Raw genomic sequence first — 24,873 nt, 5'->3', positions numbered from 1 at the left:
CCGGCCATGAAGCGTTTCGCCGGCCTTTTCACCCGTCTGGACCAGACGACCCGGACCACTGCGAAGGTCGAGGCGCTGGCCGATTACTTCGGCGAAGCCCCCGAGGACGACCGTCTGTGGACCGTTGCGCTGCTGTCGGGCCGCCGCCCGAAACGTGCGGTGAATGCCACAATACTGCGAGAATGGGCGGCAGAGTCCGCAAAAATACCGCTGTGGTTGTTCGAAGAGTCTTATCCGATCGTCGGCGACCTTGCCGAGACCATCGCCCTTGTCCTGCCGCCGAACCGGCAGAAGTCGGACCATTCACTGACCCACTGGATCACTGAAATCCGCCGTCTTCCTACACTGGACGAGCCCGAGCGCAAAGCCCTTGTCCGCGACGCCTGGGATCGGCTCGACGCGACCGAGCGGTTCCTGTTCAACAAGCTTCTGACCGGTGGTTTCCGGGTCGGGGTATCGGCCAAGCTGATGACCCGCGCGCTGTCGAAGGCGACCGGCATCGACGAGCCCGACCTTGCCCTGCGGCTGATGGGCGACTGGACCCCCGACAGCACCACTTACCGCCGCCTGGTGCTGGAACCCGACCCGGACGAGGACCTGTCGCGCCCCTATCCGTTTTTCCTCGCCTACCAGCTGGAGGACGCGCCCGAAGACCTTGGCCCCGTCACCGACTGGCTGGCCGAGCACAAGTGGGACGGCATCCGGGGCCAGCTTGTCCTGCGCGGCGGCCAGCACCACGTCTGGTCGCGGGGCGAGGAACTGATGACCGACCGCTTCCCCGAACTCGCCGCCGCCCGCGACTTCGTACCCGAGGGCACCGTGATCGACGGCGAGATCCTTGCGTGGGAAGGTGACGCCCCCCTGCCCTTCGCGCGGCTGCAAAAGCGCATCGGCCGCAAGACGGTGCCGAAGAAGCTGTTGACCGAGGCGCCGGTGATCCTGAAAGCCTACGACCTGCTGGAATGGCAGGGCGAGGACATCCGCGAGCGTCCTCTGGCCGACCGCCGCGCCTTGCTGGAAACCCTTGTTGCCGGCCTTCCCGCCGACGCGCCCATCCGCCTGTCGCCCCGCATCGACGTTCCCGACTGGACGGCGATGGCCGCCACCCGCGAAGGCTCGCGCGAGATCGGGGCCGAGGGATTGATGCTGAAACGCATGTCCTCTGCCTATCAGGTGGGGCGGAAGAAGGGCGACTGGTGGAAGTGGAAGGTTGATCCGCTGTCGATCGATGCGGTGATGATCTACGCCCAGCAGGGTCATGGCCGCCGCGCCAACCTGTTCACCGACTTCACCTTCGCGGTCTGGGACGGCGACCAGCTGGTGCCCTTCACCAAGGCCTATTCCGGGCTGACCGACGCCGAATTCCGCCGCATCACCGCCTGGGTCCGCAAGAATACGCTGGAACGCTATGGCCCGGTGCGCGCGGTGAAACCGCACCACGTGTTCGAGATCCATTTCGAGGGCATTCAGGAAAGCCCGCGCCACAAGTCTGGCGTCGCGCTGCGGTTTCCCCGCATGTCCCGCTGGCGCGAGGACAAGCCGGTGGGCGAGGCGAACACGCTGGAGGATCTGAAAGAGATGCTGGCGGCCTACGGCTGAGGTGCGGTCAGTCCGTCAACGCCGCCAGCAATGGCCCGATGTCCGCCTCGCGCAGACAGACCGGGTTGATCGACAGGACCGAGGGCCGGAACGGATCGGTGCCAAGGTGAACCGGCAGCGCGCGCGCCCTCAGTGCCGCGTCACGCACGCGGGCCGCAGCCGCATCCGGAAAGGCAAGCTCTACCACCGGGATGCGGTCCGTATCGTCGGCATGGGCGATGGTTGCGCCGCCCAGAGCGCCGGCCACCCGTTCGCAGACGGTCAGCCACCGCGCGTGGCGATCCGCATCCGGTTCGGACAGGAAGCAATCCAGCGCAGCCAGCAGCCCCGCGATCTCGTGCTTGCCCAGCTTTGCCGACCGCCCAACGCCGTGGCGGGGCAGCCCGGCATAGCGGGTCATGTCGATGAAGTCCGGCGGCGGCGCGAAATCGCTAGCGTGGACGTCCAGGTCAAGGCACTGCAGCGCCGCCGAGGCGATCAGGTCGCGCCGTCCCGCCAGCATCCCCGTCCCCGCCGGTCCGCCCAGCACCTTGCCGCCCGAGAACGCCACAAGGTCGGCGCCATCCGCGATGAAACGGTGCAGGTTGGCGGCGGGCGGCAATTCGGCCGCCGCATCGACGATGACGGGAACGGCCTGCGCATGCGCCACCTCGACCACGGCGGGCAGCAGGTCGTAGGTCGCGCGCGTCGCGGTGAAGTAGACGGCCGCCGTATCGGGGCCCAGCGCCGCCGCCACTTCCCAAGGCTCCACGTCGCGGCGCCCGGCCTCGGCCGTTGGATCGGGCAGCCCCACCTCGACAAGCGTGGCCCCGGCCACCCGTGCGGCATGGTCATAGCTGTTGCGATGCGACCGCGCGACGACGATCTCGCTTGGCCCACGCCCACCCGGCAAAGCGTTCATGCGGGCGATATCATCCCGCGCCAGACAGGCGGCGGCGGCCAGCAGCAGCCCCGCTGACGCACCCGCCGTGGCCAGTCCGCTTTCGGCCCCCGTCGCCGCCGCGATCTTTTCACCCGCGTAGGCGTGAAAGGCCACCATGTCGACCGAAACCGCATCGGCGGCCACCATCGCCTCGGCCACGCCCGGCGCAAGGGGCGCGCCCGAAAGGCGTGTCAGCGTACCTGCGGCGTTGATGATCTGGCCGGGAAGGGTCACCCCACCGGCATCCGAAAGTCATTGCCCTCGGGCAGGATCTGCCCGCCATCCACCACGATGGTCGTCCCGGTGATGAACTCCGCCTCTTCCGAGGCAAGAAACAGCGCCGCCGCCGCAATGTCGGCGGGGGTGCCCATGCGCCCAACGGGAATGGCGCTTTCCATGTCCTTGATGAACTCGGCCGAGCGGTGCGCCTTCATCCCCTCGGTCAGGATGTTGCCCGGCTCGATCCCGTTGACCGTCACGCCGTAGCCCGCGAACTCGATAGCGGCGGAGCGGATGAACCCGTTGATTCCTGCCTTCGAGGCCGAGTAATGGCCGTGTCCGGGCGAAGTCACGCGCGGCCCGGTGATCGACGACGTCAGCACGATCCGCCCGTAGCCTTGCGTCTTCATGTGCTTCACCGCCGCCTTGGTCGCCAGAAAGCAGCCGCCAAGGTTCACGCCAAGAACCTTGTGCCATTCCTCTGCGCTGGTGTCCTCGATCAGCGTCCACGGATAGATCCCCGCGTTCTGCACAAGGATGTCGATCTTACCGAACCGGTCCACCACCTCGGCCACGGCGGCATCCGCCTCGTCCGCGTCAGAGATGTCCGTGTGCCGGTAGAACCCGCCCAGTTCGGCGGCCAGCGCCTCTCCCTCGGTATCTTCCAGATCCGCGATGGCCACCCGCGCACCCTCTGCCGCGAACCGGGTGGCGATGCCGCCGCCGATCCCGCGTGCGCCGCCGATCACCAGCGCGGCGCGTCCCTCCAGCCTGCCCGTCATAGCAGCTTCTCCCTCAGTCGCAGTTTCAGCGTATCCAGAAGTACGGCGGCCAGCACCAGAAGGCCAAGGATCACCTGCGTCCAGTGCGCCGGCAGCCGCATCAGGTTGATCGCGGTGTGGATCGAGTAGATCAGCAACACCCCAGCGTAGACGCCCGGCAGCTTGCCGATGCCGCCCTTCAACGACACGCCCCCGATGACCACCGCTGCGAAGGCGTTGAACAGCATCCCCGTGCCAAGGTTCGCCGTCGCGCCCGAAGTCCGGATCGCCAGCAGCCAGCCGGCCAGCCCCGCCAGCGCGCCCGCGATCACGAAGGACATCCACAGGATCTTGTTCGCCGGGATACCGGCGCGGTAGGTCGCGACCTCGTTGCCGCCGACCAGCGTGATGTACCGCCCGAACGGTGTTTTCGCCATGATCAGCGAGAAGATCACGAAACACAGCACCGCGAACCACGCCAGCAACGGCACGCCGAACAGACGCTCGACCCCCAGCACGCGGATCGCAGGGTCCAGCGATTGCGCCGAACGCCCGCCCGAGATCGCGACGACCAGGCCGCGCACCCAGATGAACGAGGCGAGCGTCACGATAAAGGCGGACATCCCGACCTTGATCACGAAGAAGCCGTTTATGAAGCCGATGACGACCCCCACCGCCATGGCGATCAGCATCGACAGCGGAATGGCGATGAAGGACGGGCCCAGCGTCAGCCCCATCCCGATCCCCGACGAGGCGAACAATAGCCCCGTGATCATCGCCGCCAAGGCGGCCGTGGATTCGACCGACAGGTCGAGGTTGCCCGAGATGATCACGATGGCAAGGCCGATGGCCATCACACCGACGTAGGTCGACTGCTCGAGGATATTGGCGAAGATGCCGAACTGGAAATAGCGGGGAACGGTAAGCGAGAAGATCACCAGAACGGCGATCAGCATCAGCCACACAAGGTTGTCGAGCAGGAACTCGAGCATGCGTCGTCGCGCGGGTGTCATCGCGGGCGGCCTTTCGGATCGGAAATCGTGTAAGGGAAGGCGCCGGGCCGCGGAAGGGAGACGCGGCCCGGCGCACGTGCCATCAGGCCGGCTTATTCGACCGGCGTGATGGGATCGTCAGGAGCCTGAAGGTTGCCCCAGAAGGTCGGGTCGTCCACGTTTTCCGGCGTGATCGCGGCGCCCGGGATCTTGATGTTGGGACCCCAGTCCTCGATCGTCACGGTGGATTCCAGACCCAGCACGTCATAGGTGCCCGGCTCGATCTCTTCGCCCGCAACGATCTTGTCGGCGAACATCGCCAGCGCGGCGGCCTGCGCGAACAGCGGCTGTTCGACCTCGACCTGCTGCCAGCCCTGACGGATCAGGTCCAGACCCACCGGCGCGCCGTTCGACGACACGACCATGACATCGCCCGGCGCCTTGCCCGCAGCCTCAAGCGAGGCGACGGCAGCCACCGAAAGGTGCGCGGCGTGGACGAAGATCAGGTCGATGTCCGGGGTCGCCAGCAGCTCGTCGGCCACGATGGTGCCCGCGTTCGAGGCTTCCCACTGCATCGCCGGATGGGTGATGATCTCGACATCCTCACCGGCCATCAGCTCTTCAAAGCCCTTCTGGATGTCCAGCGTGTAGGGATCGCCCGGATCGCCCAGCACCTGCAGCACCGTGCCGGTGACAGAGCCGTTCTTCTCGGTCAGCAGACGCTTGATCTCGCCCGCGGCGACGTGGCCGATCTCGATGGTGCCCGCGACCGAGGTGAAGTCGATCATCGTCTCGGTGATCTGCCGGTCGAAGATCATCACCGGAATGCCCGCGGCGCGGGCTTCCTCGATGGCCGGGACCAGCGCGTTGAAATCGACCGGAGCGATCACGATGGCCTCGGGATCCAGCAGGATCGTGTCGGCCATCTGGCTTTGCTGCAGGTCGGTCTTGTTGTCCGCGTTCAGCGTGACGACCTCATAGCCGACCTCGCCCATGAACTTTTCGATCGCGTCGACCGAGGTGGTCTGGAACTCGTCCAGCAGCGTCGGGACCATGTAATAGATGGTGCCCTTGTCCTGTGCGTAGGCGCTGCTTGCCAAGGCCATGGCCGTGGTCGCGCCAAGGAACAAACGACGTGTCAGTTTCATCTTCTCAGCTTCCTTTTCCCTGTTGAACCGGATCGGTCGATGCGTGTCCCCTGCCCGCTCCGGCGATAGACAGGGTGCCCCCGGTAATCAGCTCGACAGCCTGTTCCGGGGTGGTTTTTTCGGTTTCGATATCGCCCGCCACCTTGCCCTGGCGGATGACGACAATGCGGTCGGCGACCTGGAAGGCCTGTGCCATGATGTGGGTGATGACGATCACGCCCACGCCGCGTTCGGCGACCTTGCGGATCATCTCCAGCCCCTTGGCGGTCTGTTCGACGCCCAGCGCCGCGAAGGGCTCGTCCAGCAGCACCAGCTTGCCGCCGAAGTGGACGAAACGGTTCAGCTCGATGGCCTGCCGCTGGCCCCCGGACAGATGTTCGACATTGGTGCGCAGCGAGGGGATCTTGGTGCCCGCCTCCTTGATCGCCTTCGCGGTGATCGCCTCCATCTCCTTCTCCTGAAGGACGGGGATGCCGAGGAATTTCTTCGTGATCTCGCGGCCCATGAAGAAATTCGCCACGACGTCGGCGTTCACGCACAGCGACAGGTCCTGATAAACCGTCTCGATCCCCGCCGCCTTCGCCTCGGACGGCGACCCGAAATGCCGTTCCTGCCCGTCGAAGAACACGGTCCCCGACGATGGCTTCAGCCCGCCCGAGATGATCTTGACCAGCGTCGACTTGCCCGCGCCGTTGTCGCCCAGCAAAGCCACGACCTCGCCCGGCCGGACCTCCATGTCGATGCCGCGCAGCGCCTGGATGGCGCCGAAATGGCGGGTGATGTCCGTGAGTTTCAGCAGCGGTTCGGTCATTGGGTCACTTTCTCGAGGCGGCGGGCGAAAAGGTCGGGCGCGGGCTGGCCGCCCGCCGGCGTCGGCGTGTCGCCCGAGGGCGCGAAGACGCGGCTCACGGCTAGCGACGCCGCGCCCCGGATCACCGCGTCCGCGCCCGCCCGCGACGGCACGATGCGCGGCACCACCCGGTCGGACCGCGCGCCCAGCGAGCCCGGCAGATCCTCGGCCAGCTTCAGGATGTGCGCCTGCAGCGCGGCGGGCGCCTGACCGCCCAGCACGATGGTTTCGGGATCGTAAAGGTTCTCGATGGTGACGATCGCCGCGCGGAAGATCGGCGCGACCTCTTCCAGCCACGCGTCCTCGCCGATCTCGGCAGAGCGGCGGTCGTAGGCTTCCATCGAGAAGTAGCGCTCCAGGCAGCCGCGGTTGCCGCAGAAACATGGCTCGCCGTTCAGCACGATCGGGATATGCCCGACCTCCGAGGCGTTGCCGTTCGCGCCGCGCATGACCTGGTTGTTGAAGATCATCGCGCCGCCAAGGCCGACGCCCATGTAAAGATAGAAAAAATCGCGAAACTCGGTGCCCCGCCCGTACAGCCGTTCGCCATGCGCCGCGGCGGACATGTCGCCGTCGACGAAAGCGGTGAAAGGCACGCACTCCCGCAGCCCGTCCCGGATGTCGGTCTCGGTCCAGCCTTCCATCGTGGTGGACCCGACAAAGCTCATCCCGTCGACACCGAAGGGGCCGGGAAGCGACATGCCGACACCAAGGATCTTGTCCTCGTCGCGCCCCTTGGCGATCCCCGCCACCAGGTCGGTGATCTTCCCGAAGGCCTCGGTCGCGGTCAGGCGCGGCGCGTCGACGGTTTTCCGGGTCACCAGATCGCCGGCAACGTTCATCAGCCCCGCCTCCAGCCCGCGCGGCGAGATCGAGACACCGATCGCAAAGCCGCCGTCCGGCGCGATCTCGAACGAGGGCGCCGGGAACCCGCGTCCCTTGGGCTTGCCCGGCCGCTCGATCAGGAAACCGCGCTCGTGCAGCTCGGACGTGATCGTCGAGACGGTCTGGGTCGTCAGACCCACCGCCCGCGCGATCTCGGCCCGGCTGATCGGGCCATGCTGGCGGATCGCCTCCAGCACCGTGCGCCGGTTCAGCAGGCGGGCCTGCCCCTGATTGGTTCCCGAAAGCGCCATGCGCGCAAAGTTTCCCTGTTGGACCGGATTATTAAGTCATGCGATCTGACCGGTCATTTGATTTGAATTAATTGAGACCGCAGCGTCACGATTCTGTCAAAGCCTTTCTTCCAAGCCATGCGAGAAGCCGTGATACCTGCCCGCAACTGCCCAAAAATCGGTGCTTTGAATTATTCGGGCCCGCCGCCCCTTCCCCGCTTCTTCTCTTTCGAAATACCTCGGGGGAGCCGCGCAGCGGCGGGGGCAGAGCCCCCACACAGGCCCACGCCTGCGCAAACGAAAAAGGCGGGCCACTGGCCCGCCTCTCTAGTCTCGCGCAATCGGATGCCGGTCAGGCGTCGAGTTGCTCCATCACCTCGTCCGAGACCTCGAAGTTCGCGGTGACGCGCTGGACGTCATCGTCGTCTTCCAGCGCCTCGATCAGCCGCATCAGCTTTTGCATCTGCTCAAGGTCAAGTTCGGTGGTCGTGGTGGGCTTCCAGATCAGCTTGGTCTCTTCCGATTCCCCAAGCTCGGCCTCAAGCGCGGTGGCGACCTCGTTCAGGTCGGTGTCGGCGCAATAGATGATGTGGCCCTCGTCCGAGCTTTCCACGTCTTCCGCGCCCGCCTCGATCGCGGCCATCATCACGGTGTCCGCATCGCCCACGGACGCGGGATAGGTCACCTCGCCCTTGCGCTCGAACATGAAGCCGACCGACCCGGTCTCGCCAAGGTTGCCACCGTTCTTGCCGAAGGTCGACCGGACTGTGGACGCCGTGCGGTTGCGGTTGTCGGTCATCGCCTCGACGATGACGGCGACGCCGCCGGGCCCGTAGCCCTCGTACCGGATCTCTTCAAAGCCCTCGCCCTCGCCAGCGACGGCCTTCTTGATCGCGCGGTCGATGTTGTCGTTCGGCATCGACTGCGATTTCGCCTGTTTCACGGCAAGGCGCAGACGCGGGTTCTTGTCGGGATCGGGGTCGCCCATCTTGGCGGCGACGGTGATCTCTTTCGACAGCTTGGAAAACAGCTTCGACCGCAAGGCGTCCTGACGGCCCTTGCGGTGCTGGATGTTCGCCCATTTTGAATGGCCGGCCATGTATGCCTCTTGGTAATGTCCCGGGGTCTGGCGCTGGCTTCTATCCCTGCGGGCCCTTGCGTTCAAGCCCCCGCGCCATGCACGGGGGCCTGCCGGACATCCGGCCATAGGGGCGGCGGCACCGAAATGCCGCACCGGACCATCGGCGGGGCGGGATCAGAAGGTGATCGACTCCATCACTTCCGGCACCTTCACATCGACGCCCGGCAACGCCTCGACCAGCGGGTCGGCGGACTGCGCCAACAGCGGGAAAGTCTTGTAGTGGCAGGGGATCACCGTCTTGAAGTCGAAGAACTCGCGCGCCGCATAGGCCGCCCGGCGCATGTCCATGGTGAAATGGCCACCGCAGGCGAGGATGCCGATGTCGGGTTTGTGGAGATCGTTGAAGACCTTCATGTCCGCCATCACGTCGGTGTCGCCCGAGAAATAGATCACGTGGCCTTCGCCTTCGATCATGAACCCGGCCTCGGACCCGGTATAGATCGGGCCGTTGTCCGACGAGATGGACGAGGAATGCACCGCGTTCACCATCGTGACCTTCACGTCACCAAGGTCCACCGTGCCGCCCTTGTTGAAACCGACGGTCTGGATGCCGTGGCGGGCTTCCCAAAAACTCATCAGGTCGAACATGCCGACCACCGGAATGCCAAGATCGGACGCGATCCCGACCGCGTTGGCCGAGTGGTCGCCGTGACCGTGGCTCAGCAGCACGTGACTGGCGCCGACGATCGCCTCTTCCTTCTTGTCCTCCGGGAACGCGGGGTTGCCGTCGAACCACGGGTCGATCAGCAGGATCTGCTTGCCGATCTCGATGCGAAAGCCGGAGTGGCCGAGCCAGGTGATCTTCATCGTCGTCTCCCTTGTGTGTCTGACGCGTCGTGCGCGGACGATTCGTGTCGTCCGACAGGGTAGCGCGCCGGGCCGTCGAGGCGATGGTATCCATTGAATGTTTCGCGCGCGAAACACACAGTAGGTCTGGGGATCAATTTGCGACGCGCTGTCCGCGTCGCGTTTCGGGCGTCGCTGGCAGGGTATGAACTGGACCGACCGTATCATCGCCTATTGCGAGCGAACCGATTTCGGCCTGTGGTCGGAACCGCTGAACGCCGTCACGAACCTCGCCTTCCTGCTGGCGGCCGCGATCATGTGGGTGCGGCTGGGACGCGACCGCATGCCCGCGGCACGGCTGATGGTTTTGGTGCTTGCCGCAATCGGCCTGTCGTCCGGCGCGTGGCATATACTGGCGACCGCATGGAGCGGCATGGCGGACAGCCTGTCCATCGCCGTCTTCGTGCTGATCTATCTCTATGCCGCCAACCGCAGTTTCTGGGGCCTCGGCGTCGGCGCCTCGCTGTTCGGCGTGCTGCTGTTTCTGCCCTTCGCCGCCGCCGGCACGTGGGTCTTCGCGCAACTGCCGTTCTTGCGACTGTCGGCGATGTATTGGCCCGTCGCGCTGTTGATCGCGCTGTACGCGCTGGCGGTGGCGGGCCGCAGCCCCGTCACCGCCCGCAGGCTGGGTCTTGGCGCGGGCGTTCTGGCCGTTTCGATCACCCTGCGCAGCCTTGACAATGCAGTGTGCAGCGCGTGGCCGCACGGTACGCATTTCCTGTGGCATGTCCTGAATGCCGCGATGCTGGGCTGGATGATCGAGACCTACCGCCGTCACGTCACCAGGGCGGCGTAGAACGGGATCGCGAACAGGCACAGGATCGTCTGCCACGCCAGCATGTCCGCGTAGGTGTCGGCGTCGCCGCCCATCAGCCGGGCCACGATGTAACCGTTCGCAGCCGCCGGGACCGAGAAGACGAGGATGCCGCCCAGCATCTCGTTCAAGGACAGGCCAAGGGCGACAGCGATGACCAGGAAGATCGCCGTCACCACGAAGGGACGCAGCAGGCAGGCCACCACGACCCTTGCGGATACGTGCATCATCCGGTTCAGGCTCATCCCCGCCCCCACGGCCAGCAGTCCGACGCCCAGCGCGGCGCGACCGACGATCTCGGTCAGATCGTCCAGCCAGACCGGCAACCCGCCGAACAGCAGGTTGATCGCGACACCGCCGCAAGAGCCAAGAACCAGCGGATTGGTCAGCACCGACCGCAGCAGCCTGCGCGGGCCGGTCGAGCCACCGCAAAGGATCGCCATCGCGATGATCACCGCGACGTTGATGACGGGGATCAGCACCGCCATCGACACCGCGATCAGCGACAGGCCGGCGGGTCCGATGATCAGGTCCGCCGCCGCCAGCCCGATGAACCCGTTGTACCGGATCGTCCCCTGAAAATAGGTCGACCGCGTCGGCCCCGGCACGGTCAGCACCCGCCCCGCCACCAGCACCAGAACCCCGGCGATGCCGATGGTCAGCAGCAGCGCCATCGCGAAGGCGCCGATCCGCGAGGGCGACAGGTCGGTCTTGGCGATAGAGTTGATCAGGATCGCCGGGATCAGCAGCTTGAAGCTCAGCGCCTCGATCCCCGGCCAGAGATCCGCCTTGATCAGCCCCGACGCCCGCGCCGCCCAGCCCAGCGCGATGGCAAGCGCGATCGGAAGTATGGTCAGGGCAAGCGACATGCGGGACTCCGGGGAATGCGGGCGGCCGGGCGGCACCCCGGCGGACCCTAGAACGGGATGCCGCGAGGGGCCAGTGCCGCACCGCGGAAGGCCGATGTTTCGCACCGGAACGCCCCGCCCGGCGCGCGAACGCACGCCCTTCCCTTGCAGCCCGCCCATGCGGACGCTAAACGCGTGTCTCGAACGCACATCCCGGAGAGATCCATGTCCATCGACAAGGCTACGGCGGCCCACGTGGCGAAGCTCGCCCGCATCAAGGTGGAAGACGACGCGCTTCCCGCGCTCGCGCAGGAATTCAACACCATCCTCGGCTTCATCGAACAGCTGAACGAGGTGGACGTCGAGGGCGTCGAGCCCATGGTCTCGGTCACGCCGATGCGGCTGAAGCGCCGCGAGGACGTCGTGACCGACGGCAACATCCAGGATGAAGTGCTCGCCAACGCGCCCGACGCGCGCGAGGGGTTCTTTGCGGTGCCGAAGGTGGTGGAGTAACGCCATGTCCGATCTGACGAAACTCACCATCGCCGAAGCCCGCGACAAGCTGCGCGCGGGCGACGTGACCTCGGTCGAACTGACCGAAGCCTGCATCTCCGAGATCGAGGCGGCGGACGCGCTGAATGCGTTCGTCCACAAGACGCCCGAGATCGCGCTGGAACAAGCCCGCAAGGCCGACGCCCGCATCAGCGGCGGCGACGCGCCCGCCATGTGCGGCATCCCCCTGGGCATCAAGGACCTGTTCTGCACCCGTGGCGTTCCCAGCCAGGCGGCGAGCCGCATCCTTGAAGGCTTCCGCCCCGAGTACGAATCCACCGTGTCGCACAAGCTGTTCGACGCGGGCGCGGTCATGCTGGGCAAGCTGAACATGGACGAGTTCGCGATGGGCTCGTCGAACGAAACCTCTGTCTATGGCAATGCGGTGAACCCGTGGCGGCGCGGCAATGACGACACGCCGCTGACCCCCGGCGGCTCGTCCGGCGGCTCTGCGGCTGCGGTGGCTGCCGACCTGTGCCTTGGCGCGACCGGCACCGATACCGGCGGCTCGATCCGCCAGCCCGCCGCTTTCACCGGCATCACCGGAATCAAGCCGACCTATGGCCGCTGCTCGCGCTGGGGCATCGTCGCCTTCGCCTCGTCGCTGGATCAGGCCGGCCCGATGACCAAGGACGTGCGCGACGCGGCGATCATGCTGCAGGCGATGTGCGGCCACGACCCCAAGGATTCGACCTCGGCCGATCTGGCCGTGCCCGACTTCGAGGCGGCGCTGACCGGCGACATCAAGGGCAAGAAGATCGGTATCCCAAAGGAATACCGCATGGAGGGCATGCCCGCCGAGATCGAAAAGCTCTGGGCCGACGGCACCGCCATGATGAAGGACGCGGGCGCCGAGATCGTCGACATCTCGTTGCCGCACACCAAGTACGCGCTGCCCGCCTATTACGTCATCGCGCCCGCCGAGGCGTCTTCGAACCTTGCCCGCTATGACGGCGTCCGCTTTGGCCGCCGCGCCAAGCTGGCGCAGGGCGACGGCGTGACCGAGATGTACGAGAAGACCCGCGCCGAGGGCTTCGGCCACGAGGTGCAGCGCCGCGTGATGGTCGGCACCTACGTGCTGTCGGCGGGCTTCTATGACGCCTATTACAACCGGGCCCGCAAGGTCCGCGCGCTGATCAAGAAGGACTTCGACGACGTCTTCGCACAGGGCATCGACGCGATCCTGACCCCCGCGACCCCGTCCGCCGCGTTCGGGCTGGGCGAGATGTCCGAGGCCGATCCGGTGCAGATGTACCTGAACGACGTGTTCACCGTGACCGTCAACCTTGCCGGCCTGCCGGGCATCTCTGTGCCCGCCGGTCTGGACAAGCAGGGTCTGCCGCTGGGGCTTCAGCTTATCGGCCGTCCGTGGGAGGAAGCCGACCTGCTGAACACGGCCTACGCCTTGGAAAGCGCTGCGGGCTATGTTTCCAAGCCCGGCAAATGGTGGTAGAAGCCTGCCCAAACAGATCCGGGCAGGACTAACGGACATGAAGAAGACGCTTTTGGCGGTGGCAGCACTGGCCCTTCTCGGGGCCTGTGCAGAGACGCCCGACTCGAACCCGGACACACCCAAGCGTGGTGTCGGCTTCGGCGACTATAGCGACTACAACACCTACACGCGCGCGCCCGACAGCGCGCCGTCGGCGCCTGCCGCCACGACGCCCGCTTCGCCGCCGCGCAACACCGCCGTGGTCATCGACCCGTCCGAACTGCCTGCGTCTCCGGTCACGGCGCCCACGTCGGGCGGGATCTCGGACGAGCAGAACTTCGCAGCCGTGTCCGAACGCGTGAGCATCGAAGGCGACGCAGCCCGCATGGCCGCGCTGGCGTCCGAATACGAAGCCGCGCGCCCGACCGCTCTGCCGACCCGCACCGGGACCGAGGGGCCGAACGTCGTGACCTACGCGCTGTCGACCAAGCACCCGGTCGGCACGCAGGTCTATCGCCGCACCACGCTGTTCTCGGGCAAGAAGGAAAACGCCTGCGCCGGTTACGTTTCGGCCGACATCGCGCAGCGTGACTTCCTTGCCAATGGCGGGCCGGAGAAGGACAAGCTGGGCCTCGATCCCGACGGCGACGGCTACGCCTGCGGCTGGGATCCCTCGGTGTTCCGTCGCGCCGCAGGGTGATCGACCACCCCTCCCCGAATTTCGGCCCCCGGCGTGGGGGCGCAACACCTGACATGGTGGTGATCCATTTCACCGCCATGGACAGCTGCAAGGCCGCGCGCGACCGGCTGTGCGACCCGCAGTTCGAGGTCTCTGCACACTACCTGATCGGCAACGATGGCGCGGTCCTGCAGTTGGTCGACGAGGCCATGCGCGCCTGGCATGCGGGCGCGGGGCGCTGGGGCGACGTGACGGACGTGAACTCGCGCTCGATCGGGATCGAGCTGGACAACACCGGCGCGCATCCGTTTTCCGAACCCCAGATGCAGGCGCTTGAGGCGCTGCTGGGCGGCATCCTCGACCGTTGGCGCATCCCGCCCGAGCGGGTGATCGGGCATTCCGACATGGCGCCCCTGCGCAAGGGAGATCCCGGCCCGCGATTCGACTGGCGGCGTCTGGCGCGGGGTGGACTGTCGGTCTGGCCCGCAGAAGGCGCCGAGGGCGACTTCACGGACGCTGCGACCAGCTTCGGATATGCGCCTGACCTGAGCCCCGAGGCGCGGCTTGCCGCCTTCCGACTGCGGTTCCGGCCATGGGCCGAGGGGCCGCTGACGCCCGAGGACAGCCGCGCGATGGCCGACCTTGCGCACCGCTTCCCTGTTGACGGCGGCCCCGGCGCCGCTTAGGTGCCGATCCGCGCGGATGGCCGGATGGCCGCGGCCCTTCGGGGTCGAGGAAAGTCCGGACTCCACAAGGCGACGGTGCCGGGTAACGCCCGGCCGGGGCAACCCGAGGGAAAGCGCCACAGAAAACAGACCACCGCCGGCGTGCCGGCGGCCAGGGTGAAACGGTGGGGTAAGAGCCCACCGCGGGACGGGCAACCGGACCGGCACGGCAAGCCCCACCGGGAGCAATGCCGAATAGGGATCTCGCGCCCCGGCAACGGGGACAGGGCGCCTTGCCCCAGAGATCCGGGTAGGCAGCTGAAGGCGCGCGGCGACGCGCGTTCCAGATGAATGGTCATCTCCGGCAGGTCCGCCTGCCGACGACAGAATCCGGCTTACAGGCCGTCCGCGCATACAGAACCGCCCGCCCGCCGTTTCGCCGCGTTTCCTTCTGGGGAAACCGGTTGACTCGGGGCGATTAAACAGTAAAAGGCGGGCTTCAAGATTTTCTCCGGGCGATGCACCGCCCGTGCGACGGAGCAAGACGAAATGGCAAAGCCCACCACGATCAAGATCCGGCTGAACTCGACCGCCGGCACCGGCCACTTCTACGTGACCAAGAAAAACGCGCGCACCATGACCGAGAAAATGACCGTGCGGAAATACGACCCGGTCGCGCGTGCGCATGTCGAGTACAAGGAAGGCAAGATCAAGTAATCTGCCCCCAATTGACGACAGATGAAGGCCGCGCCACAAGCGCGGCTTTTTCTTTTGGCAGAAAGCCCCCATGTTGAAGTCATGGACCTGACCCTGACCGTCCGGCCGGCTCATCCCGGCGACCTTGGCGCGTTGGACGCGCTGCTGGCGCGCGCCTATCCGCGCCTGCTGTCGCGGGACTATCCGCCGTCGACCATGGTCACCGCCCTGCCGCTGATCGCGCGCGCGAATCCAGAGCTTCTGTATTGCGGCACCTACTATGTCGCCGAGGATGCCGAGGGCGCGCTTGTCGGCGCCGGGGGCTGGACCCGGAAACGATATCGCCACAGCGGCGAGGTGCGGCACGTCGTGACCAGCGACCGCCACACGCGGCGCGGCATCGGGCGCGCGATCCTTGAGAAGACCATCACGACGGCGCGCGAGGCCGGGCTGGCGCATCTCGATTGCGCCGCGACGCGGACCGCCGTGCCGTTCTACCGCGCGCTGGGGTTCACCGGCGACCGCGAATACCTGCTGGAACTTCGCCCCGGCATCACCTTCCCCGCGATCGAGATGCGACGGACGCTTTAGCCGACCGCCCCAAAGCGCCGCCCCACCGCCTTGCGCGCGTCTGGTGTCGGACGTCGGATACGCACTGCCCGTTCCCCCGAAAACAAAAGGGCCGGCGCAATGGCCGGCCCTTCGATCTGGAATGTTCCGCGCGTTACTCGCGATTGCCGAGGAACTGCAGCAGGAACATGAACAGGTTGATGAAGTCGAGATAGAGGTTCAGAGCCCCCATGATCGCCGACTTGCCGAGCCATTCCTGATCCATCGCATGTGCGTGCTGGATGTAGTCGTTCTTGATCTTCTGCGTGTCATACGCCGTCAGCGCAGCGAAGATCAGCACGCCGATGATGGAGATCGCGAAGTGGATCGCCGGCGATGCCAGGAAGATGTTCACGATGGACGCGACGATCAGGCCGATCAGGCCCATGATCAGGAACGACCCCCAGCCCGAGATGTCCTTCTTCGTGGTGTAGCCCCATAGGGACAGGCCCGCGAAGGAGATCGAGGTCACAAGGAACGTCTGCGCGATCGAGATGCCGGTGAAGGCGGCGAAGATCCATGCGATCGACAGGCCCATGGCCGCGGCGAACACGTAGAAGAACAGCTGCGCGCCAGCCGCCGAAAGACGGTTGATCATCGCGCCGAAGGCAAAAACCATGATCAGCGGCAGGAACATCGCCACCCAGCCCAGGATGTTGGGCTGCAGCGTCGCGGGATCCCGGAAGATCGACAGCAGAGCGTCGCTCGACCCGACGGCCCAGGCAACGCCGGCCGTAACCAGAAGGCCAACGGACATCGTGCCGTAGACCTTGTTCATGTGGGCGCGCAGTCCCTCGTCGATCTGGGCGGTGCGAACGCCTGCAACACCACGCGCCGTCCGGAAATCAGCCATCAATTCCTCCTAGATGGATAAAGCAAGCGGCCCTCGCGGCCGCCTTTCCAAGGGAATATCGGGAAGGTCGCGAGGGTTTTCAAGCTTTTCCGGTCTGGAGGCATGGCGTTCACAGCATTGTTGCCTCAGGTCGTCCAATAGCCGGGCGCATCCCAGACAGGGCGGCTGGCTTCGGACGCCGCCTGTTCCCGGCTGACGCCGATATCTTCAAGCATGTGCGCGTCCATCCGGCCAAGCTCTAGCCGCTGGCGGCGCAACGCGGCCAGGTCGAGGACAGTGCGCAAAAGCGAACGATGGCGGGCGCGGGCGAACCGGGTGCGTCCGGGCAGGTGGGCGTGGGTGCGGACATGCTGGGTCATGGGTGCATCCTTTCATATCTGTGGCGTCAGCGGCGTCTTTCATTCATGAGCTTGATATATGCCGACGGGTAAGCAATAGTGAAACGAATGTTTCTGAACCGAACCATCAAGGACTGTGATGATGCGCAACCTCGACGTTTCCGTGCTTCGCTCGTTCGTCGCCGTCGCCCAGACCGGGGGCGTCACCCGCGCCGCCGGGTTTTTGAACCTCACGCAATCGGCGGTGTCGATGCAGCTGAAGCGGCTGGAAGAGCTGATGGGGCTGGAACTGCTGGACCGCTCGAACCGGAAGATCTCGCTGACGGCGGCGGGCGAGCAGCTGCTGGCCTATGCGCGCCGGATGGTGGACCTGAACGACGAGCTGTTCGCGCGGCTGACCGATCATGCCTTTGAGGGCGAGGTCACGCTGGGCGTGCCGCATGACATCGTCCATCCCGTCATCCCGCAGGTGCTGCAACGCTTCTCGGCCGAGTACCCGCGGGTGAAAGTGCGGCTGATCTCGCTTTTCACCACCGGGCTGAAGCGGATGCACGCGCGCGGGGAGTGCGACGTGATCCTGACGACCGAGCCGGACCTGGGCAGCGGCGGCGAGACGCTGGCGGAACTGCCGTTGCGCTGGATGGGCGCGCCGGGCGGGTCGGCGTGGAAGCATACGCCGCTGCCGCTGGCCAACTGCCGCAACTGCTCGTTCCGCATCGACACGCAGGATCGGCTGAACGCGGCAGAGATCGATTGGATTCAGGCGGTGGAGTCGGATTCGGACCGTACTGTCGAAGCGACGGTCGCCGCCGACCTTGCCGTGACGGTGATGCTGGAAGGAACACAGCCGCAGCAACTGGAACAGCTGCCGTCCTGCGGGCAGCTTCCCGAACTGGGCGTGCAGAAGATCAACATGTACGGCGGCACCGCCAGCAACGGCGGCTTTGTCGGGCACCTGATGGAGATGATCCGGCAGGGCTATCGCACGCTGTAAGGCGCCGACAGGCGTCAGGCGATTTCGACGACAATCTTCCCCACCGCCTTCCGGTCACGCAGCAGATCCAGCGCTTGCGGCGTTTGGTCGAACGGCAGGCGGTGGCCGATGTTGGGGCGAAGCTTGCCCTCTTCGTACCAGCGGATCAGCGTGCGCAGGCTGTCGGCCAGTGTCTTCGGGTCGAATTGCAGGAAGCCGCCCCAGTTCACGCCGATCACCGAGACGTTCTTGACCATAAGGTGGTTGGCCGGGATCTGGGGAACGTCGCCGCTGGCGAAACCGATGGCCAGCATCCTTGCGCCGGGCTTCACCGCGCGGAACGCTGCGCGAAACTGGTCGCCGCCGACCGGGTCATAGACCACGTCCGCCCGGCCAAGTCCTTTCACCGTGTCTCGGATGTCCTGCGTTTCGGTATCTATGAGGTGATGCGCCCCGGCCTCTCGCGCGGCATCCAGCCTGTCCGCGCCCCGGGCGCAGGCGATCACCGTGGCGCCCATCGCGCGGCCGATCTCGACTGCCGTCAGGCCCACGCCCCCCGCCGCGCCAAGGACCAGCAGCGTCTCTCCCGCTTTCAGGGCCGCGCGTTCCAGCGCCACGTGGCTGGTGCCATAGGCGACCTGAAAGCCAGCGGCGACATCGAAGGGCATCAAATCGGGGATCGGAAGGCAGCGCGCTTCGGGAAAACAGCCTGCCTCGGCCAGACCGCCCTGCCCCGAATATACCGCGACCCGGGTTCCGGGCCGAAGCGTGCAGCCTTCTCCGGCGGCTTCGACGGTACCCGAGAATTCCTTGCCAAGCGTCACCGGAGGCTCTGGCCGGTCCTGATAAGTCCCCTCGATCGTCAGGAGATCTGCGAAGTTCAGTCCGCATGCGGCGATTCGGATCGACACCTCGCCCGCCGCAGGTTGACCCGACTCACCCTCTGCGAAGCCTGGGACCCCGCCATACTCGCTTATCTGGTAATGTTTGACCATTTGCCTAAAATTATCGCACGTTTAACCACGTTAACGATACCAATCGACTTAACCCTGCGGCAGCCTGTCGCACCTTACGCTAGGTAACTAAACCTACAGTTGATAAACGGGAAATACCCACAGGCAGATTCCTCAACTTCACATTGCGTAACAGTTTTGAAACCTGGCGCCGGCGCACCCCATGTTTGCAGCCATTTCACACGCTTTCCTAATCGTTTGTGACCAAACTACCCAAAAAGGTAGGTTGTGCGATTCCCGCTCGACGTGATTTTGATGTTTCTGTTGTGAGTTGTAAGGAAGACAACGATGAAGCATCCCGTGGATGTTCATGTCGGCAAGCGCGTGCGGCACCGCCGCTGGTTGGTCGGCATGACCCAGCAACAGCTGGCTAGCAAGGTTGGAATCAAGTTCCAGCAAATTCAGAAGTACGAGACGGGCATGAACCGCATCAGCGCCTCGCGCCTGTGGGACATCGCCGAAGCTCTGGACGTGGATGTCCGCTTCTTCTTCGACGGTATCGATGAAAGCGTCGATGCGCCCGCCGAAGAGAAAAGCGGCGTGCCGGGCGACATCCTGGCCGACAAGGAAGCGCTGGAACTGGTGCGCTCCTATTACGCCATGCCCGAGAACCAGCGCCGCCGGCTTTTTGAGCTGGCCCGTGTGATGAGCGACGTCGCCTGAGCTTCAGGTGCCACGTGCCCTGAGCCGGGCTTGACGGCCCGCCTCGATTCCGATTACCGCGCCGGGGGCATTCCCCCGGCGAGGTAATCCAGTCCATGACGGCCCCCGACACGATAACTGACAGCGCGCTACGTGCCGATCTTCTGGCGACGGCAGAGGCGCTGGCGGACGCCGCACGCGCGGCGATCCTTCCGCATTTTCGTGCAGAAGGACTGGGCGCCGACAACAAGGACGACGTGGGTTTCGACCCTGTAACCGTCGCGGACCGCGCCGCCGAAGAGGCGATGCGCGCCGTTCTGGCCGACCGTCGCCCCGATGACGGCATCCTTGGCGAAGAATACGGCACCGTGGAAGGCTCGACCGGGCTGACGTGGGTCCTGGACCCGATCGACGGCACGCGCGGTTTCCTGTCGGGCACCCCGACGTGGGGCGTTCTGATCGCTGTCGGCCCCGCGTCCGGCCCCGTTCTTGGCGTGATCGACCAGCCCTACACCGGCGAGCGGTTCGTGGGCGGGCTGGGTGACGCGTGGATGACCGGGCCCTTGGGGCGCCGCACGCTGAAGACCCGCCCGGCGCGGAAGCTGTCCGAAGCCATCGTTTTCACCACCTTCCCCGAAGTCGGCACCCCGTCCGAAGGCGCGGCCTTCCACAAGCTCAGCGAGGCGGCGCGGCTGACGCGCTATGGCATGGACTGCTACGCGTATGCGCTGATCGCGGCCGGGCAGATCGACGTGGTGGCCGAGTCGGGGCTGTACGCCTACGACGTGCAGGCCCCCATCGCGGTGATCGAGGCCGCAGGCGGCATCGTCACAGACTGGGACGGCAACCCCTGCCCCATGGGGGGCCGAGTGCTGGCCGCAGCGAACCGCGAGATCCACGCCGAGGCGCTGGAGTACCTGCGCGGGGTTGAGGTGCAGCGCTGATCGGCTAGCTTTGAGGGGCGCCTTGTCCAAGGGAACCCCAGCATGCCGGAAATCCTGATCCAGAACGCCCGCACCGTCCTGACCATGGACGACCGGCGCGGAGAGTTCGCCGACTGCGACATTCGTATCGTCGATGGCGTGATTGCCGAGATCGGCAGCGGGCTGCGGTCGGACGGCGAGCTTGTGCAGGCGGCGGGCTGCGTGGTGACCCCCGGCCTCGTGAACACGCATCACCACCTGTACCAAACGCTGACCCGCGCCGTTCCCGCCGGGCAGGATGCGCTGTTGTTCGGCTGGCTGCAAACGCTGTACCCGATCTGGGCGCGCTTCGGCCCGGAAGAGATGCGCGTCTCGGCGCTGGCTGGGCTTGCCGAACTGGCGCTTTCGGGCTGCACGCTGACCTCGGATCACCTGTACCTGTTCCCGAACGGTGCCCGGCTGGACGACACCATCGCCGCCGCGCAGGAGATCGGGATGCGGTTCCATCCCACCCGCGGCGCGATGTCGATCGGTGAAAGCCTCGGCGGCCTGCCGCCGGATTCGCTGGTGGAGGCAGAGCCGAACATCCTTGCCGACATGGTGCGCGTCGTGGACGCCTTCCACGACCCCTCGCCCGGGTCGATGGTGCGCGTGGGGCTTGCTCCTTGCTCGCCCTTCTCGGTCAGCCGCGAATTGATGCGGGACACCGCTATTCTCGCCCGCGACAAGAAGGTGATGCTGCACACCCACCTTGCCGAGAACGTCGAGGACATTGCCTATAGCGAAGAGAAATTCGGCTGCCGTCCGGGGCAGTATGCCGAAGACCTTGGCTGGACCGGGCCGGACGTGTGGCATGCCCATTGCGTGAAACTGGACGGCAAGGAGATCGACTTGTTCGCGCGCAGCCATACCGGCGTGGCGCATTGTCCCTGTTCCAATTGCCGTCTCGGGTCCGGGATCGCGCCGGTCCGGGCGATGCGGGATGCGGGCGTGAAGGTCGGTCTGGGGGTCGATGGCTCTGCCTCGAACGACAGCGGCAACCTTGTGGCCGAAGCGCGCACCGCGATGCTGTTGCAGCGGGTGGCGAACGGAGCGGACGCGATGAGCGCGCGGGAAGCGCTTGAGATCGCGACACGCGGCGGGGCCGAGGTGCTGGGGCGCGGCGGCGAATGCGGGCAGATCCGCAAGGGCTATCGCGCCGACATCGCCGTCTGGGACGTTTCGGGCATCGAGAGCGCGGGCTCGTGGGACCCCGCTGCTTTGCTGCTGGCGGGGCCGACGCGGGTGAAGGACCTGTTCGTCGAGGGCCGCCAGATCGTACGCGACGGCGGGCTGGTGACCATCGACCTGCCGACCCTTGTTGAGAAGCAGACCCGGCTGGCACGGGCGCTCGCCGAAGGCTGAACCCAGACCGGACCGCCGGAATCGGACGGAAGCCGACGGAAGGTTGCCACCTTCCGTCCACCGCCTCCATCACCGTTATGTGATAACATACATAACTTCATTCCGCTGTCGTGCAGCTGTCACCGGGCCGTCACAGGCGCATGAAACGCAGGCCCGGCGCGCGCCATCCTGCCGCGCCAATCCAGCCTGTCAGCCAGAGGAAGAACGACATGGACATCCGGAAAACGGTCAATCTGTCCTGGGACGATTTCGACGAACTCCGTGACCCCCGCCCCGCCACCAATGATTTCGACGCCGTTGTCGAGCGCGCCATCTCCCGCCGTGGATTTCTGGGCGGCGCCCTGACCTTCGGCTCTGCTGCCGCCGTCTTCGGCTCGGGCGTCCTTGGCTCGGCCACTTCGGCCCGCGCACAGGCCGCCGGCTTCAACTTCGAGCCCATCGGCATCTTCACCGACCACGACATCCACGTCCCCGCCGGTTTCGAATGGAAGCCGCTGGTACGCTGGGGTGACGCGCTGTTCTCGGAGGCCGAGGGCGCCTATTCGCCCGAGACCGGCGTGCCGGTCGAGATGTCGGACAAGGTGTTCGGCGAGAACACCGACGGCATGGAAACCTTCACCCATGACGGACACGTGCTGCTGGCGATCAACTCGGAATACGTGAACCCGAAGATCAACCTGCCCGCCGATTCCGAAGGCATGCCGAAGAACGCCGACGAGGTTGTCCTGCTGAAGAACATGCAGGGCGTCACGGTTCTGGAGATCGCCGATCAGGGCAATGGCTGGGAAGTCGTGGTCGACAGCCCCTACAACCGCCGCATCACCCACGAAACGCTGATGACCATGGACGGCCCCGCCGCCGGTTCCGCGCTGGTGCAGACCAATGCCGACCCGGAAGGCATGTCGCCCAAGGGCACGATGAACAACTGCGGTTCGGGCAAGACCCTGTGGGGCACGTATCTGACCTGCGAAGAGAACTTCAACGGCTACTTCGGCGCCACCGGCGCCTACGACGAGCGCCCCGATTTCGTGCGCTATGGCATCGGCGGCGAGGGCCGCTATGCCTATGAGGTCCACGACCCGCGCTATGACCTGTCGCAAGAGCCGAACGAGCCGAACCGCCACGGCTGGGTGACCGAGATCGACCCGACCGACCCGGACAGCACACCGGTGAAGCACACCGCGCTTGGCCGGTTCAAGCACGAGAATGCCGAGATGGTGCAGGCCGCCGACGGCCGTATCGTGGTCTACATGGGCGACGACGAGCGTGGCGAGTTCATGTACAAGTTCGTTTCGAACGGCACGTGGACCGAAGGCGGCTCGACCGAAGGTCTGCTGTCGGACGGCACGCTGTACGCCGCGAAGTTCAACGACGACATGACCGGCGAGTGGCTGGCCCTGACGCCGGAAAGCACCGGCATGCCGCTGGAAGAGATCCTGGTTTACACGCGCATGGCGGCTTCGGCGGTCGGCGCGACCAGCATGGACCGTCCGGAATGGATCGCTGCCAACCCGCTGCGGGCCGAAGCCTATTGCGCCCTGACCAACAACTCGCGTCGCGGCAACGAGGGCATGGAAGTGAACGCCGCCAACCCGCGTGAAACCAACGAGTACGGCCAGATCGTGCGTTGGCGTCCCGAGAACGAGGATCACGGCACCATCGACTTCACGTGGGATCTGTACGTGATGGCCGGCAACCCCGAGGTCTATGACAACGCCTATGGCGGGTCCGAGAACGTTACGCCGGGCAACATGTTCAACTCGCCCGACGGCATGGCCTTCTCGACCGATGGGATGCTGTGGATCCAGACCGACGGCGACGACAGCAACGAAGGCGACTTCGCCGGGATGGGCAACAACCAGATGCTGGTCGGCAACCCCGAGACCGGCGAGATCGCCCGCTTCCTGACCGCCCCGAACGGCGCCGAGGTGACCGGTCTGACCTGGAGCCCGGACCTGAAGGTGGCGTTCGTCGGCATCCAGCACCCGGGCGGCGCGTGGCCGGACGGAGAAGGCAAGCCGCGTTCGGCTGTGATCTCGGTCTGGCGTCAGGACGGCGCGGCGTTCGGCTGACCTCTCGCGAGCCCGGCCGGAGCCAAAGGCGCCAGCCGGACAAGGAACCTGGCAGTTCCGCGGAGGGCGACTCGCAAGGGTCGCCCTTTCCTGTCTCCGCAGCTTCTACGGTCGAACCAGCGCGTCCACCGCTTCGGCCAGCGGCGTTTGGCCGTCGGTCAGGTCCAGCACCTCTTGCCGGATTTCCGGGCGGTCGATCAGCGCGGCCAGCGCCTGCGCCACGTTCCCGCGTTTCACCGTGCCATAGGTCACCGCCCGCGCCAGCGAGACCATGCCGTCGCCGTCCTCGTGCAGCAGCGTGCCGGGGCGCAGGATGACCCAATCGAGCCCGCTGGCCGCCAGCGCGGCGTCGGCCTCTTTTTTCGTCCGCATGTAGAACTCGAACCCGTCTTTCACATCGCCCCCGCGCCCGGCTTCGGGCATGGCCGAGACAAGATAGAGCCGGCGGATGCCGTTTGAGCGGGCGGCTTCGATCATCTTGACCGGACCCTGCCCGTCGATCTCGGCGGTTCGGTCCAGCCCGCTGCCCGCCGCCCCGGCGGAAAAGACAATGACATCATGACCCGCCACGGCACGGCCCAGCGCCTTGGCGTCGATCTCCATCAGATCACCTTCGACCGGCGCTATGCCTTCGGCGCGCAGCGCCTCCGCCTGCTCGGGACTGCGGTAAAGGCCGCTGACCTCGTGCCCTGCGTGGATGAGCATCGGCGCCAGCCGATGTCCGACACCCCCGGTTGCGCCAATCAGGAAAATGCGTGCCATGTCTG

The 24,873-nt window shown here is 66.0% G+C and carries 26 protein-coding genes and 1 other RNA gene; 14 read left to right on the top strand and 13 right to left on the bottom strand.

All coding sequences use genetic code 11. From position 1 onward, the window contains the following. The first annotated feature begins 6 nt into the window (after positions 1–6). Positions 7–1,599, top strand: a complete 1,593-nt coding sequence (locus ACP156_RS14490; protein ID WP_425052070.1) for an ATP-dependent DNA ligase — start codon at positions 7–9, stop codon at positions 1,597–1,599. A gap of 7 nt (positions 1,600–1,606) precedes the next feature. On the opposite strand, the gene ACP156_RS14485 is transcribed toward ACP156_RS14490, so the two are convergent. The 8 genes from ACP156_RS14485 to ACP156_RS14450 form a co-directional block, all read right to left on the bottom strand. Then, on the bottom strand, positions 1,607–2,755 hold the full coding sequence (locus tag ACP156_RS14485; protein WP_425052069.1) for an aminotransferase class V-fold PLP-dependent enzyme: 1,149 nt from the start codon (positions 2,753–2,755) through the stop codon (positions 1,607–1,609). Further along, positions 2,752–3,522 (bottom strand): SDR family oxidoreductase, encoded by a 771-nt coding sequence (locus tag ACP156_RS14480; RefSeq protein WP_425052068.1) that lies wholly within the window; start codon positions 3,520–3,522, stop codon positions 2,752–2,754. The genes ACP156_RS14485 and ACP156_RS14480 overlap by 4 nt, the downstream gene beginning before the upstream one ends. Next, positions 3,519–4,493, bottom strand: coding sequence for an ABC transporter permease (locus ACP156_RS14475; protein ID WP_425052067.1), 975 nt, complete (start codon positions 4,491–4,493; stop codon positions 3,519–3,521). Before ACP156_RS14475 ends, ACP156_RS14480 begins: the two co-directional genes overlap by 4 nt. Positions 4,494–4,606: 113 nt before the next feature. Beyond that, positions 4,607–5,641, bottom strand: a complete 1,035-nt coding sequence (locus tag ACP156_RS14470; RefSeq protein ID WP_425052066.1) for a sugar ABC transporter substrate-binding protein — start codon at positions 5,639–5,641, stop codon at positions 4,607–4,609. Positions 5,642–5,645: 4 nt separating this feature from the next. Beyond that, on the bottom strand, positions 5,646–6,452 hold the full coding sequence (locus ACP156_RS14465) for an ATP-binding cassette domain-containing protein (protein WP_425052065.1): 807 nt from the start codon (positions 6,450–6,452) through the stop codon (positions 5,646–5,648). Further along, entirely contained in the window at positions 6,449–7,627 is a 1,179-nt protein-coding gene (locus ACP156_RS14460) for an ROK family transcriptional regulator (protein ID WP_425052064.1), read from the bottom strand. Before ACP156_RS14460 ends, ACP156_RS14465 begins: the two co-directional genes overlap by 4 nt. Positions 7,628–7,958: 331 nt before the next feature. Further along, on the bottom strand, positions 7,959–8,705 hold the full coding sequence (locus tag ACP156_RS14455) for a YebC/PmpR family DNA-binding transcriptional regulator (RefSeq protein WP_425052063.1): 747 nt from the start codon (positions 8,703–8,705) through the stop codon (positions 7,959–7,961). 156 nt (positions 8,706–8,861) lie between these two features. Further along, positions 8,862–9,554 carry a metal-dependent hydrolase gene (locus ACP156_RS14450; protein WP_425052062.1) on the bottom strand — a complete coding sequence of 231 codons (693 nt, stop codon included), beginning with the start codon at positions 9,552–9,554 and terminating at the stop codon, positions 8,862–8,864. A 184-nt stretch (positions 9,555–9,738) separates the two neighbouring features. On the opposite strand from ACP156_RS14450, the gene ACP156_RS14445 reads away from it, so the two are divergent. Then, the gene (locus tag ACP156_RS14445) at positions 9,739–10,389 is read left to right on the top strand and encodes a ceramidase domain-containing protein (protein ID WP_425052061.1); all 651 of its coding nucleotides are present in this window, start codon (positions 9,739–9,741) and stop codon (positions 10,387–10,389) included. Here the strand turns inward: ACP156_RS14445 and ACP156_RS14440 are convergent. Next, positions 10,368–11,276, bottom strand: coding sequence for an AEC family transporter (locus ACP156_RS14440; RefSeq protein ID WP_425052060.1), 909 nt, complete (start codon positions 11,274–11,276; stop codon positions 10,368–10,370). The two genes, ACP156_RS14445 and ACP156_RS14440, sit on opposite strands and share 22 nt — an antisense overlap. A gap of 204 nt (positions 11,277–11,480) precedes the next feature. On the opposite strand from ACP156_RS14440, the gene gatC reads away from it, so the two are divergent. The 7 genes from gatC (at position 11,481) to ACP156_RS14405 (ending at position 15,870) form a co-directional block, all read left to right on the top strand. Then, complete coding sequence (gene gatC, locus ACP156_RS14435) at positions 11,481–11,768, top strand: Asp-tRNA(Asn)/Glu-tRNA(Gln) amidotransferase subunit GatC (protein WP_425052059.1); 288 nt, start codon at positions 11,481–11,483, stop codon at positions 11,766–11,768. A gap of 4 nt (positions 11,769–11,772) precedes the next feature. Continuing rightward, positions 11,773–13,260 carry an Asp-tRNA(Asn)/Glu-tRNA(Gln) amidotransferase subunit GatA gene (gene gatA, locus ACP156_RS14430; RefSeq protein ID WP_425052058.1) on the top strand — a complete coding sequence of 496 codons (1,488 nt, stop codon included), beginning with the start codon at positions 11,773–11,775 and terminating at the stop codon, positions 13,258–13,260. A 37-nt stretch (positions 13,261–13,297) separates the two neighbouring features. Further along, complete coding sequence (locus ACP156_RS14425; RefSeq protein WP_425052057.1) at positions 13,298–13,939, top strand: hypothetical protein; 642 nt, start codon at positions 13,298–13,300, stop codon at positions 13,937–13,939. A gap of 53 nt (positions 13,940–13,992) precedes the next feature. Then, on the top strand, positions 13,993–14,604 hold the full coding sequence (locus ACP156_RS14420) for an N-acetylmuramoyl-L-alanine amidase (protein WP_425052056.1): 612 nt from the start codon (positions 13,993–13,995) through the stop codon (positions 14,602–14,604). A 12-nt stretch (positions 14,605–14,616) separates the two neighbouring features. Further along, positions 14,617–14,997, top strand: an RNA gene (gene rnpB, locus ACP156_RS14415) — RNase P RNA component class A. A gap of 135 nt (positions 14,998–15,132) precedes the next feature. After that, positions 15,133–15,300, top strand: coding sequence for a 50S ribosomal protein L33 (rpmG, locus tag ACP156_RS14410; protein ID WP_425052055.1), 168 nt, complete (start codon positions 15,133–15,135; stop codon positions 15,298–15,300). Between the two features lie 81 nt (positions 15,301–15,381). After that, positions 15,382–15,870 carry a GNAT family N-acetyltransferase gene (locus ACP156_RS14405; RefSeq protein ID WP_425052054.1) on the top strand — a complete coding sequence of 163 codons (489 nt, stop codon included), beginning with the start codon at positions 15,382–15,384 and terminating at the stop codon, positions 15,868–15,870. A gap of 133 nt (positions 15,871–16,003) precedes the next feature. On the opposite strand, the gene ACP156_RS14400 is transcribed toward ACP156_RS14405, so the two are convergent. Together ACP156_RS14400 and ACP156_RS14395 are read right to left on the bottom strand one after the other, a co-directional pair. After that, positions 16,004–16,741: a Bax inhibitor-1/YccA family protein gene (locus ACP156_RS14400; protein ID WP_425052053.1), complete on the bottom strand. Its 738-nt coding sequence runs from the start codon at positions 16,739–16,741 to the stop codon at positions 16,004–16,006. Between the two features lie 125 nt (positions 16,742–16,866). Next, the gene (locus ACP156_RS14395) at positions 16,867–17,100 is read right to left on the bottom strand and encodes a DUF1127 domain-containing protein (RefSeq protein ID WP_425052052.1); all 234 of its coding nucleotides are present in this window, start codon (positions 17,098–17,100) and stop codon (positions 16,867–16,869) included. Positions 17,101–17,218: 118 nt separating this feature from the next. Here ACP156_RS14395 and ACP156_RS14390 point away from each other — a divergent pair, with 118 nt between their 5' ends. Then, positions 17,219–18,073, top strand: a complete 855-nt coding sequence (locus tag ACP156_RS14390) for a LysR family transcriptional regulator (protein WP_425052051.1) — start codon at positions 17,219–17,221, stop codon at positions 18,071–18,073. A gap of 14 nt (positions 18,074–18,087) precedes the next feature. Here the strand turns inward: ACP156_RS14390 and ACP156_RS14385 are convergent, their stop codons facing one another. Next, on the bottom strand, positions 18,088–19,047 hold the full coding sequence (locus ACP156_RS14385) for an NADPH:quinone oxidoreductase family protein (RefSeq protein ID WP_425052050.1): 960 nt from the start codon (positions 19,045–19,047) through the stop codon (positions 18,088–18,090). Between the two features lie 306 nt (positions 19,048–19,353). On the opposite strand from ACP156_RS14385, the gene ACP156_RS14380 reads away from it, so the two are divergent. The 4 genes from ACP156_RS14380 to ACP156_RS14365 all read left to right on the top strand — a co-directional run bounded on the left by ACP156_RS14380 (position 19,354) and on the right by ACP156_RS14365 (position 24,106). Then, on the top strand, positions 19,354–19,728 hold the full coding sequence (locus ACP156_RS14380; protein WP_425052049.1) for a helix-turn-helix domain-containing protein: 375 nt from the start codon (positions 19,354–19,356) through the stop codon (positions 19,726–19,728). A gap of 95 nt (positions 19,729–19,823) precedes the next feature. Then, on the top strand, positions 19,824–20,651 hold the full coding sequence (gene hisN, locus ACP156_RS14375; protein ID WP_425052048.1) for a histidinol-phosphatase: 828 nt from the start codon (positions 19,824–19,826) through the stop codon (positions 20,649–20,651). A gap of 42 nt (positions 20,652–20,693) precedes the next feature. Beyond that, positions 20,694–22,034, top strand: a complete 1,341-nt coding sequence (locus tag ACP156_RS14370; RefSeq protein ID WP_425052047.1) for an 8-oxoguanine deaminase — start codon at positions 20,694–20,696, stop codon at positions 22,032–22,034. A 209-nt stretch (positions 22,035–22,243) separates the two neighbouring features. Next, positions 22,244–24,106 (top strand): PhoX family protein, encoded by a 1,863-nt coding sequence (locus ACP156_RS14365; RefSeq protein ID WP_425052046.1) that lies wholly within the window; start codon positions 22,244–22,246, stop codon positions 24,104–24,106. A 105-nt stretch (positions 24,107–24,211) separates the two neighbouring features. On the opposite strand, the gene ACP156_RS14360 is transcribed toward ACP156_RS14365, so the two are convergent. Then, entirely contained in the window at positions 24,212–24,868 is a 657-nt protein-coding gene (locus ACP156_RS14360) for an NAD(P)H-binding protein (RefSeq protein ID WP_425052045.1), read from the bottom strand. Positions 24,869–24,873 lie beyond the last annotated feature (5 nt).

Source organism: Psychromarinibacter sp. S121, assembly GCF_049801035.1.
Lineage (GTDB): Bacteria > Pseudomonadota > Alphaproteobacteria > Rhodobacterales > Rhodobacteraceae > Psychromarinibacter.
Note: the sequence above shows the minus strand (reverse complement) of the source record. Positions and strands in the feature narration are given on the sequence as shown.

What these genes read in the sequence shown, in the direction of transcription:
- ACP156_RS14490 (WP_425052070.1), top strand. Translation starts at nt 7, where the DNA reads ATGAAGCGTTTCGCCGGCCTTTTCACCCGTCTGGACCAGACGACCCGG.
- ACP156_RS14480 (WP_425052068.1), bottom strand. Translation starts at nt 3,522, where the DNA reads ATGACGGGCAGGCTGGAGGGACGCGCCGCGCTGGTGATCGGCGGCGCA.
- ACP156_RS14475 (WP_425052067.1), bottom strand. Translation starts at nt 4,493, where the DNA reads ATGCTCGAGTTCCTGCTCGACAACCTTGTGTGGCTGATGCTGATCGCC.
- ACP156_RS14470 (WP_425052066.1), bottom strand. Translation starts at nt 5,641, where the DNA reads ATGAAACTGACACGTCGTTTGTTCCTTGGCGCGACCACGGCCATGGCC.
- ACP156_RS14465 (WP_425052065.1), bottom strand. Translation starts at nt 6,452, where the DNA reads ATGACCGAACCGCTGCTGAAACTCACGGACATCACCCGCCATTTCGGC.
- ACP156_RS14460 (WP_425052064.1), bottom strand. Translation starts at nt 7,627, where the DNA reads ATGGCGCTTTCGGGAACCAATCAGGGGCAGGCCCGCCTGCTGAACCGG.
- ACP156_RS14455 (WP_425052063.1), bottom strand. Translation starts at nt 8,705, where the DNA reads ATGGCCGGCCATTCAAAATGGGCGAACATCCAGCACCGCAAGGGCCGT.
- ACP156_RS14450 (WP_425052062.1), bottom strand. Translation starts at nt 9,554, where the DNA reads ATGAAGATCACCTGGCTCGGCCACTCCGGCTTTCGCATCGAGATCGGC.
- ACP156_RS14445 (WP_425052061.1), top strand. Translation starts at nt 9,739, where the DNA reads ATGAACTGGACCGACCGTATCATCGCCTATTGCGAGCGAACCGATTTC.
- ACP156_RS14440 (WP_425052060.1), bottom strand. Translation starts at nt 11,276, where the DNA reads ATGTCGCTTGCCCTGACCATACTTCCGATCGCGCTTGCCATCGCGCTG.
- gatC (WP_425052059.1), top strand. Translation starts at nt 11,481, where the DNA reads ATGTCCATCGACAAGGCTACGGCGGCCCACGTGGCGAAGCTCGCCCGC.
- gatA (WP_425052058.1), top strand. Translation starts at nt 11,773, where the DNA reads ATGTCCGATCTGACGAAACTCACCATCGCCGAAGCCCGCGACAAGCTG.
- ACP156_RS14425 (WP_425052057.1), top strand. Translation starts at nt 13,298, where the DNA reads ATGAAGAAGACGCTTTTGGCGGTGGCAGCACTGGCCCTTCTCGGGGCC.
- ACP156_RS14420 (WP_425052056.1), top strand. Translation starts at nt 13,993, where the DNA reads ATGGTGGTGATCCATTTCACCGCCATGGACAGCTGCAAGGCCGCGCGC.
- rpmG (WP_425052055.1), top strand. Translation starts at nt 15,133, where the DNA reads ATGGCAAAGCCCACCACGATCAAGATCCGGCTGAACTCGACCGCCGGC.
- ACP156_RS14405 (WP_425052054.1), top strand. Translation starts at nt 15,382, where the DNA reads ATGGACCTGACCCTGACCGTCCGGCCGGCTCATCCCGGCGACCTTGGC.
- ACP156_RS14400 (WP_425052053.1), bottom strand. Translation starts at nt 16,741, where the DNA reads ATGGCTGATTTCCGGACGGCGCGTGGTGTTGCAGGCGTTCGCACCGCC.
- ACP156_RS14395 (WP_425052052.1), bottom strand. Translation starts at nt 17,100, where the DNA reads ATGACCCAGCATGTCCGCACCCACGCCCACCTGCCCGGACGCACCCGG.
- ACP156_RS14390 (WP_425052051.1), top strand. Translation starts at nt 17,219, where the DNA reads ATGATGCGCAACCTCGACGTTTCCGTGCTTCGCTCGTTCGTCGCCGTC.
- ACP156_RS14385 (WP_425052050.1), bottom strand. Translation starts at nt 19,047, where the DNA reads ATGGTCAAACATTACCAGATAAGCGAGTATGGCGGGGTCCCAGGCTTC.
- ACP156_RS14380 (WP_425052049.1), top strand. Translation starts at nt 19,354, where the DNA reads ATGAAGCATCCCGTGGATGTTCATGTCGGCAAGCGCGTGCGGCACCGC.
- hisN (WP_425052048.1), top strand. Translation starts at nt 19,824, where the DNA reads ATGACGGCCCCCGACACGATAACTGACAGCGCGCTACGTGCCGATCTT.
- ACP156_RS14370 (WP_425052047.1), top strand. Translation starts at nt 20,694, where the DNA reads ATGCCGGAAATCCTGATCCAGAACGCCCGCACCGTCCTGACCATGGAC.
- ACP156_RS14365 (WP_425052046.1), top strand. Translation starts at nt 22,244, where the DNA reads ATGGACATCCGGAAAACGGTCAATCTGTCCTGGGACGATTTCGACGAA.
- ACP156_RS14360 (WP_425052045.1), bottom strand. Translation starts at nt 24,868, where the DNA reads ATGGCACGCATTTTCCTGATTGGCGCAACCGGGGGTGTCGGACATCGG.